This window comes from Streptococcus sp. 3705 (assembly GCF_013277145.1).
Taxonomy (GTDB): Bacteria; Bacillota; Bacilli; order Lactobacillales; family Streptococcaceae; genus Streptococcus.
Map to the genome: position 1 here is coordinate 87,732 of NZ_VMMJ01000019.1, position 10,275 is coordinate 98,006.

The 10,275-nt window shown below is 39.5% G+C and carries 6 protein-coding genes; 3 read left to right on the plus strand and 3 right to left on the minus strand.

Annotated elements, in window-relative coordinates:
• The first annotated feature begins 58 nt into the window (after positions 1–58).
• The gene (locus HT714_RS06715; RefSeq protein WP_000204729.1) at positions 59–1,045 is read left to right on the plus strand and encodes an L-lactate dehydrogenase; all 987 of its coding nucleotides are present in this window, start codon (positions 59–61) and stop codon (positions 1,043–1,045) included.
• 310 nt (positions 1,046–1,355) lie between these two features.
• On the opposite strand, the gene pyk is transcribed toward HT714_RS06715, so the two are convergent.
• From pyk to HT714_RS06730, 3 genes are all read right to left on the minus strand, one after another.
• Positions 1,356–2,861 (minus strand): pyruvate kinase, encoded by a 1,506-nt coding sequence (pyk, locus tag HT714_RS06720; RefSeq protein WP_173251693.1) that lies wholly within the window; start codon positions 2,859–2,861, stop codon positions 1,356–1,358.
• Between the two features lie 58 nt (positions 2,862–2,919).
• Positions 2,920–3,927 carry a 6-phosphofructokinase gene (gene pfkA, locus HT714_RS06725; RefSeq protein ID WP_000820871.1) on the minus strand — a complete coding sequence of 336 codons (1,008 nt, stop codon included), beginning with the start codon at positions 3,925–3,927 and terminating at the stop codon, positions 2,920–2,922.
• An 82-nt stretch (positions 3,928–4,009) separates the two neighbouring features.
• Positions 4,010–7,111, minus strand: coding sequence for a DNA polymerase III subunit alpha (locus HT714_RS06730; protein WP_173251696.1), 3,102 nt, complete (start codon positions 7,109–7,111; stop codon positions 4,010–4,012).
• A 345-nt stretch (positions 7,112–7,456) separates the two neighbouring features.
• On the opposite strand from HT714_RS06730, the gene HT714_RS06735 reads away from it, so the two are divergent.
• Positions 7,457–9,730, plus strand: coding sequence for a Xaa-Pro dipeptidyl-peptidase (locus HT714_RS06735; protein ID WP_173227008.1), 2,274 nt, complete (start codon positions 7,457–7,459; stop codon positions 9,728–9,730).
• Positions 9,731–9,746: 16 nt separating this feature from the next.
• Complete coding sequence (locus HT714_RS06740; protein WP_173227007.1) at positions 9,747–10,217, plus strand: arginine repressor; 471 nt, start codon at positions 9,747–9,749, stop codon at positions 10,215–10,217.
• Positions 10,218–10,275 lie beyond the last annotated feature (58 nt).

The following is a 10,275-nucleotide window of genomic DNA, read 5'->3' on the forward strand; positions in this document are numbered from 1 at the left end:
GATAGAATTAAACTAACTGGGGAAATCCCTGAATAAAATTAAGGAGATGTTTAGAACAATGACTTCAACTAAACAACACAAAAAAGTTATCCTTGTCGGTGATGGTGCTGTAGGTTCTTCTTACGCTTTTGCACTTGTTAACCAAGGAATTGCACAAGAGCTTGGAATTATCGAAATTCCACAATTGCATGAAAAAGCTGTTGGTGACGCGCTTGACCTTAGTCACGCCCTTGCCTTCACTTCACCTAAAAAAATCTATGCAGCTCAATACTCTGACTGTGCAGACGCTGACCTTGTTGTAATCACTGCAGGTGCGCCTCAAAAACCAGGTGAAACTCGTCTTGACCTTGTAGGTAAAAACCTTGCTATCAACAAATCAATCGTAACTCAGGTTGTTGAATCAGGTTTCAAAGGTATCTTCCTTGTTGCTGCTAACCCAGTTGACGTCTTGACTTACTCAACTTGGAAATTCTCTGGATTCCCTAAAGAACGCGTTATCGGTTCAGGTACTTCACTTGACTCAGCTCGTTTCCGTCAAGCACTTGCTGAAAAATTGGATGTTGATGCTCGTTCAGTGCACGCCTACATCATGGGTGAACACGGTGACTCTGAGTTCGCTGTTTGGTCACACGCTAACATCGCTGGTGTAAACCTTGAAGAATTCCTTAAAGACACTCAAAATGTTCAAGAAGCTGAATTGATTGAATTGTTCGAAGGTGTTCGTGACGCAGCTTACACAATCATCAACAAAAAAGGTGCAACATACTACGGTATCGCAGTAGCACTTGCTCGTATTACTAAAGCAATCCTTGACGATGAAAACGCAGTACTTCCACTTTCAGTATTCCAAGAAGGTCAATACGGAGTTAAAAACGTCTTTATCGGTCAACCAGCTGTTGTTGGTGCACACGGTATTGTTCGTCCAGTAAACATCCCATTGAACGACGCAGAAACTCAAAAAATGCAAGCATCTGCAAATGAATTGCAAGCTATCATTGACGAAGCATGGAAAAACCCAGAATTCCAAGCTGCTTCTAAAAACTAATTTAGATAGAAAAAACTCCTTGAGTCATCAGGGAGTTTTTTTTATTTGTTTCTAAACTAAACCTTTTATGAAAGTTGCATGAAGGAAATAAGATCTCAATAAAACTATCATGACACGAGTATTGAATAAAGACATTAAGACACCACATCAAATCAACACTCACATTATTAAAAGTATGAAGCAATCAGCACTTTATACTATCTCATTAAATCGAAAGCAAAAAGTTTTGCCCCCTTTTTACCCCCTGGCACAAAAAAAGACCTATCATACAGGCTAGAAAGCTTGATATGATAGGCTTTTTTTATTTTAATTAACGTACTGTACGGATACGCATTGTGTTTGTACGTACAGCTTCTCCAACTGGTACACCAGCTACGATAACGATATCGTCACCAGATTGTACAAGACCTGCTTCAACTGCTTTACGTTCAGCAATTTCAAACATATCGTCAGTTGATGATGGAGCATCTGTCAACATTGGGATAACACCCCAGTTCAACATCAAACCACGTTCTGTCAATTCGTCGAATGTCAATGCCAAGATGTCAGCATTTGGACGGTATTTAGAAATCAAACGTGCAGTGTGACCTGTCTTAGTAAGAGTTACAATCAATTTAATGTCCATTGAGTTAGTAGCATCTTTAACAGCTGAAGCCATTACTTCTGTCTTAGAGTTACGTTCAAATGAATCTGAGTTCAAACGACCGTATTCGTTAAGAAGAGTTTGAGCGTTCTTGTCGATTGTAGCCATTGTAGTTACTGACTCAAGAGGGTATTTACCGTTTGCAGACTCACCTGAAAGCATTGTAGCGTCAGTTCCATCGATAACAGCGTTGAATACGTCTGATACTTCTGAACGAGTTGCACGTGGTTTTTCAGTCATTGTTTCAAGCATGTTTGTTGCAGTGATAACAACTTTACCTGCAGCGTTGACTTTAGTGATAATCATTTTTTGGTAAACTGGAACCATTTCGAATGGTACTTCGATACCCATGTCACCACGAGCGATCATGATACCATCAGCAGCTTCGATGATTTCATCCAAGTTATCGATACCTTGTTGGTTTTCGATTTTAGCGAACAATTGAACATGTCCGTTTCCAGTTTCTTTACAGATTGCACGAACTTCGTTCACGTCTTTTGCAGTACGTACGAATGAAATCGCGATGAAGTTGATACCTTGTTCAAGACCAAAGCGGATATCATCGTTATCACGTTCAGCAAGAGCTGGGAAAGGAATTTTAGTGTTAGGGATATTAACACCTTTTTGTTTAGCAATTACGCCATCGTTTTCAACTTCAACTTCGAATTCACGAGTTGCGTCATCTTTAGCAACCACACGAAGTCCAAGTTTTCCATCGTCAACCAAAACTTGACGACCAACTTCAACATCATCATAGATATCAAGAGCACCAGCAACGTTCAATGCAATCACATCACGAGTTGATTTGATTCCTTGTTTAGTCGCAACACGGATTTTCTCACCAGTTTTGTATGAATACTCTTTAGCTTCACCTTCGAACAATTCTGTACGGATTTCTGGTCCTTTAGTATCAAGAAGGAAACCAACTTTTTTACCTGCAAGTTTTTCTGCAAGTTTAACAGTTGCCATACGCTCACCTTGTTCTTGGTGGTCACCGTGTGAGAAGTTGAAACGGAATGTGTTAGCACCAGCTTCAATCAATTTGGCAATGTTTTTAGCTGAAGCTTCAACATCAAGTTTTTCACCCCAGTATCCGTCCTCACCAAATTTTTTACCACCACGGATTTCTACCGCAGGTCCCAAAGTTGCAACGATTTTTACACGTTTATTCATGATTTTTGTGACTCCTTTATATATATGACCTTTTTGGTCTTATTAACTAAATTATAAATTATGACAAGCAATTGTTCAATTGTGACAGGTCAAGATCAGCTTTGTGTGGATTATTTACAATAATCTTACCGTCTGCTGCCAAACTAAACAATGCTCCTTCTTCTGCAGTACCAAGAATTGGATTTTCAACCATTTTTTCGTTACGAATACCTACCGCAACACCACCGATACCTTTTTTAAGAAGTTTAACAGCATGGGCACCCATACGTGACGCCAATACACGGTCACGCGCAGTTGGAGAACCACCACGTTGAATATGTCCAAGTTCTGTCACACGAAGATCGGTCGTATCTCCAGCTTCTTTTAGTTTTTGAGCAAATTCATCTGCTGACATAACACCCTCTGCCAAAACGATGATATTGTGTCTTTTACCACATTCATAGCCAGCTTTGATACTTGCTACGATATCTTCAATTTTGAAGTCTTCTTCAGGGATGATAATTTCATCAGCACCAGTTGCGATACCCGCCCAAAGAGCGATATCACCAGCGTTACGCCCCATAACTTCGATGACAAAAGTACGACGGTGACTTAATGATGTATCACGAATCTTATCGATAGCGTCCATAGCAGTCGTAACCGCTGTGTCAAAACCGATTGTGAAGTCAGTACCAACGATATCGTTATCAATTGTACCTGGAAGACCGATAGCTGGGAAACCATGCTCAGTCAAACGCATAGCACCGTGGTAAGATCCGTCACCACCGATAACAACTACACCTTCAATGCCGTGTTTTTTCAATTGCTCAATCCCTTTAAGTTGCCCTTCAAGTTGAGCGAACTCTGGGTAACGAGCTGAGTGAAGGAAAGTACCACCACGAGAAATGATGTTTCCTACTGAAGCCGCATTTAAGGGATGAATTTCACCGGCAACCATACCAGCATATCCGTCATAGATACCAAACACTTCCATTCCTTCTGAAATTGCTTGACGAACAACTGCACGGATAGCAGCGTTCATACCAGGGGCGTCTCCACCACTAGTTAAAACAGCAATACGTTTCATATTGGTTTATGCTCCTTTTTCTTTTAACATTCTTCTTGATTATACCACATTTGATTTTAAAATTCTTCTATTTTCCGTATTTTTAGCGATAAATCGTTTTCATAACGATTTCATTCAATTTCTCCTCTAATTCATTGAATTTAGCTACAAAATGATGGGGAGAAACGATGGTTTTCTGTTCCTCTTCATACCTGATGATGACTGGTATTGGACCTTTATACTGGTCTAAAATACGTGAAATTTCTTGATCCGATTCATGATTTTTTACCTGTATCCAAAAGCGTTCAGCAACTGCTTCTCTTATTTCTTGTGCAATCATTTGCAGACGGCCATCACGTGACTGGATTTTTCCTTTTATATAGTAGAAGGCTCCCTCTTTTATTTCCTGCCCAACCTGTCGATATAAGTCTGAAAAGAGAGTGACATCCAATTTTTTCTTACTATCATCTACCTGTAAGAAAGCCATGTTTTCGCCCTTTTTGGTACGAATTACTTTTATTTTCTGAACTTCAACCAAAATAATAGCGTAACTATTTTCTGACAAATTCCCAATTGGTGTAATCTGGTAAATAGCTTTACTTGCGATAGTTTGTAGGGGATGTTTGCTGACACCTATCCCTAAAAGCTCTTGTTCCATATAGAATTTTTCTTGTTCCGTCCAATCTTCCGATTCCTGCCAACTATAAATAGTATCTCCAAACAAACTTCCTAACTCTTTTACAAATTCAAATAGATTAACTAAATTATTGAATACTTTTTGACGATTTTTTTCAAATGAATCGAAAAGACCAACTTTTACCAAAGGTTCTAGCAGAGGAAGTTTCAGATAATTCTCAGGTAATTTAGCTATAAAATCTTCAATGTTGGAATAGGGTCTATTTTCAAGAATCAATAGAGCCAAATCCTTGCTGACTCCCTTAATCGATTTCAATCCTAGATAGATGGACTTGTTGGCAATTTTATCGTGATAGGGAATGGTGTTGATAGACAGAGGAGCCACTTCAAAGCCTGCTTCAAGTGCATCTATTAAGTAATCACTGTTGGCAGAATTCAACATAACCTGATAAAAAATGGCTGGATAATGCGTTTTGAAATAAGCCAACTGGAAGGCCAAGGCTGAGTATGCATAGGCATGAGATCTATTAAATCCATAACCTGCAAACTTCTCCATGACATCAAAGACCTGCTCTGCCTTTTCCGCAGTATGACCAGCATCTAATGAACCTTGAATAAAAGAGGCCCTCATCTCATGCATGGCAGAGGCATCCTTTTTCCCCATAGCCCGACGCAAAATATCGGCTTTCCCGAGACTAAATCCAGCAAACCGCTGAGCTACCTGCATAACCTGCTCCTGATAGAGCATGATACCATAGGTTGGAGCCAAAATATCCTCCAGTACTGGATCCAGAACAGTCACTTCTTCCTGCCCATGCTTTCTTGCCACAAAATTATTGATATAGTCACTAGCACCCGGTCGATTTAGAGAAGTAGTTGCTACGACATCCTCAAAACAGACTGGTTGCACACGTTTGAGCAAGCGAATGGCACCCGGTTGCTCAAATTGAAAGATACCTTTTGTATTTCCAGAGGCAAATAAAGCTAATGTTTCTTTGTCTTCCAAATCAATCTCGTTGATAGCTATCTTAACACCTTCTGTTTCAGCAAGCAACTCTTGCATCTTCTGGACAAAGGTCAAATTTCGTAATCCCAGAAAGTCCATTTTCAAAAGTCCACTAGCTTCAACTCCATGAGCATCATATTGAGTCAGTGGAATTTCGTCACCATGCTTTAGAGGGATGTAATTGGTCAAATCTTGGTCACTGATTACAACACCAGCCGCATGGACAGAGGTTTGTCTTGGATATCCCTCAATCTTGCAGGCAATTTCAAAAGCTTTTTGGTATTCTAACTTACTATTGATTTGCTGACGAAACTGGAGATTGCCTTCATAGGCTGACTTGAGATTATCACGAAAACTGATTTTCTTAGTAATTGCAGATAATTCATACTCAGGAACACCAAATCGTTTCAAGACATCTCGAAGAGCTTGCTTGGCGCCAAAGGTAGAAAAAGTAACGATTTGAGCCGCATGTTTACTACCATATTTATTACCAACATATCTGATAAAATCCGGACGATAAATATCAGGAATATCAATATCAATATCAGGCATGGTATAGCGTTCACGATTGAGAAAGCGTTCAAAAATCAGATTTTTCTCTACTGGGTCAATCCCTGTGATGTCCAAGGCATAGGAAACCAAGCTCCCAACTGCAGAACCCCGTCCCATTCCCATATAATAGCCATTCGAACGTCCGAAACGCAACAAATCCCAAACAACCAAGAAATAATCATCAAAGCCCATATCATGAATAACAGCCAATTCTTGGTCTAGACGGTCTTGATATTCTTTACTAGACAATCCCTTCTGAGCAAGCCCCAATTCAGCACGCTCTCTCAACTCTTCTACGGCTGGTCTCGCTGGGTTAAAACGAGGCAGTTTCAGACTAGTATCCAAGTCATAAGAGATACCTAAAATAAGCTTTTCTAAGTTTTCCAAGGCTTGCGGAAATCGTTCTAGGAATAATTTCTCTAAAGAACTTGCTGATATAAAGACATCTTGTCGTGAGCGCAAAGGAACTTCTCTAAGTGGTAGATTTTCTTTAATCGCTGTTAAGACTTGCAAAACTTCTCTATCCCTGCTTTCAAAGGCATTGACCCGATAAAGGGGCAAAATAGGATGATGAAATTCGCTTGCCAGTGTTTCTGGGTAAACACCAATATAGTAATCACAGCCTAGATTTAGCGACTCAAGCCCATCAAAATAAGGCACAATTACCGCAATATCCTCTAGGTACTGAGATAAAACTGACCAAGTTTTCTCCCCCTGCATCTTGGCTGTTGAAAGCTTCATCAACTGCTGATAGCCTACGCTAGATAGAGCTAAAAAGCGTAAATTCACTTCCTGATTATCTACAAACACAGTCATTTCAAGCCCTAGCAAAGGATGAATGCCGTATTTTTTTGTAACCTCTAGAAAGTCAAAAGCACCATAAAGATTATCAATATCCATCATAGCCAAATGGGTGTAGCCGTATTCTTTAGCTGCTCTCACATACTTGTCGATCGAAATGACGCTCTCCATAAAACTATAGACTGTTTTTGTATCTAGTTGTGCGATCAATTTACACTTCTCCTCTATCCTTCTCACTATATTATACCATTTTCACCTATAAAAGGCTGCTCTTGAGAAACATTTCATCAGCTTACTAATTTACTTTCTATTCATTTGTATTTTTGTCATCATTTTTGATATTTATACTGTATTATATATGAAATAGAAAACATATAATATAAATCTCCTAGAATTTTTATATTATACCTATTATGTCTATTATTACACTGTTCTCTATATTGAATTTAGCACTTTATTCATTTTTATTGGATTATTTCCTTTTGCAGTTAACAATTCCCTTTCTGCTTTTTTTTTGATATAATAACCTTAACTATCATTCTATATGGAGGTTCTATGCGTTTTAATCAATATAGTTATATCACTTTTCCAAAAGAAAATATCTTATCTGAACTAAAAAAATGTGGCTTTGATTTACAAAACACAGCCAATCCCAAGGAATTACTGGAAACTTTTTTACGTCGCTTATTTTTCACTTATGAGAACACCGACTATCCACTCTTCTGCTTGGCTGTAGATAAAGAAACTAACATATTAACTTTTTTCAAATCTGACAAAGACTTGACAGCAGATATTTTTTATACTGTTGCTTTTCAACTTTTAGGCTTTTCTTATTTGGTTGACTTCGAAGATAGTGACGTTTTTCGTAAAGAAACTGGATTTCCCATTATATATGGTGACTTGATTGAAAATCTTTATCAGTTACTCAATACTCGCACCAAAAAGGGAAATACTCTTATCGACCAACTTGTTAGTGATGGTCTTATTCTGGAGGATAATGACTATCACTACTTTAACGGCAAAAGTTTAGCAACTTTTTCCAGCCATGATGTCATTCGTGAAGTGGTTTACGTTGAGTCTCGTGTCGATACTGACCAAAAAGGTCTTCCAGACTTAGTCAAGGTCAGCATTATTCGTCCTCGTTTTGATGGAAAAATCCCTGCCATCATGACAGCCAGCCCTTATCATCAGGGAACCAATGACAAGGCAAGCGATAAGGCTCTCTACAAGATGGAGGGCGAGCTTGAGGTTAAACCTGCTCATAAGATTGAACTAGAGGAACCTCAACTCAATCTCGTCCAACCTCAAGGTCAAGCTGAGCTTGTGGCTGAAGCTGAGGAAAAGCTAAGTCACATCAACTCTAGCTATACTCTTAATGACTATTTCCTTCCACGAGGTTTTGCCAATCTCTATGTTTCAGGTGTTGGTACCAAAGACTCTACTGGTTTCATGACTAACGGAGACTACCAGCAAATCGAGGCTTATAAAAATGTCATTGATTGGCTAAATGGCTGTTGCCGTGCCTTTACCGACCATACGCGCCAGCGTCAAGTCAAGGCTGACTGGTCAAACGGAAAAGTAGCTACAACTGGACTTTCCTATCTAGGTACCATGTCCAATGGTCTGGCGACTACAGGTATCGATGGTTTAGAGGTTATCATTGCTGAGGCTGGCATTTCTTCATGGTACAACTACTACCGTGAAAACGGTCTGGTGACTAGCCCAGGTGGTTATCCAGGTGAGGACTTTGACTCCCTTGCTGAACTAACCTATTCTCGTAATCTCTTGGCTGGCGACTATATCCGTGGCAATAAAGCTCACCAAGCTGACTTAGAAAAAGTGAAAGCTCAGCTAGATCGAAAAACTGGGGACTATAACCAGTTTTGGCATGACCGCAATTATCTGCTCAATGCCCATAAAGTAAAGGCAGAGCTTGTCTTTACTCATGGTTCTCAGGATTGGAATGTCAAACCACTTCATGTTTACCAGATGTTCCATGCTCTTCCTACTCATATACACAAGCATCTCTTTTTCCATAATGGCGCCCATGTGTATATGAACAATTGGCAATCAATTGACTTCCGTGAATCCATGAATGCCTTATTGACTAAAAAATTACTGGGACAAGATACAGATTTCCAACTTCCTACTGTCATTTGGCAGGACAATACCGCTCCTCAGACTTGGTTATCACTTGATACCTTCGGTGAGCAAGATAACTTTGAAACCTTCTCACTTGGTCAAGAAGAGCAAGTTATTCAAAACCAGTACCCAGATAAGGATTTTGAGCGCTATGGTAAAACCTACCAGACCTTCAATACGGAACTCTATCAAGGGAAAGTCAATCAGATTACTATTGACCTTCCTGTGACTAAGGATCTTCACTTGAACGGTCGTGCCCAACTTAATCTTCGTATCAAATCCAGCACAAACAAGGGGCTTTTATCTGCTCAACTACTGGAACTTGGTCAAAAGAAATACCTACAATCTTATCCAGCTATTTTAAGTGCTAAAACCATTGATAATGGACGCTACCACATGTTGGAAAATCTCTGTGAACTGCCATTTAGAGCAGATGCACAACGAGTCGTGACAAAAGGTTACCTTAATTTACAAAATAGAAATAATTTACTGTTAGTAGAGGATATTACTGCAGATGAATGGATGGATGTGCAATTTGAACTGCAACCAACTATTTACAAGTTAAAAGAAGGAGATACTCTTCGTTTAGTCCTCTATACGACTGACTTTGAAATCACCATACGTGACAATACTGACTACCACCTGACTGTCGACCTCGCTCAGTCCACGCTTACCATACCTTGCTGAAAGGAGTTACATTATTATGAATAAATCAGAACACCGCCACCAACTCATACGCGCTCTTGTCGCAAAAAACAAGATTCATACACAGGCTGAATTGCAGTCCCTTCTTGCTGAGAACGACATTCAAGTGACCCAGGCAACCCTCTCACGCGACATCAAAAATATGAACCTATCAAAAGTCCGCGAAGAAGATAACGCTTATTATGTTCTTAATAATGGTTCCATCTCAAAATGGGAAAAACGTTTGGAAAACTATATGGAAGATGCCCTCATCATGTTGCGACCTATTCAGCACCAAGTCCTACTCAAAACTCTTCCTGGTCTAGCACAATCGTTCGCTACAATTATTGATGCTCTTGATTTCCAATATATTATCGCAACCCTTTGTGGTGATGATGTTTGCCTTATCATCTGTGAAGATACAGATGCTGCTCAAAAGTGCTTTGAAGAACTGAAAAAATTCGCCCCACCATTTTTCTTTGGTGAATAAACAGAAAGAGAAATCTATCTCGTACTCAAATACAAAAGCTCCCCCTGTAGTTTCTAGT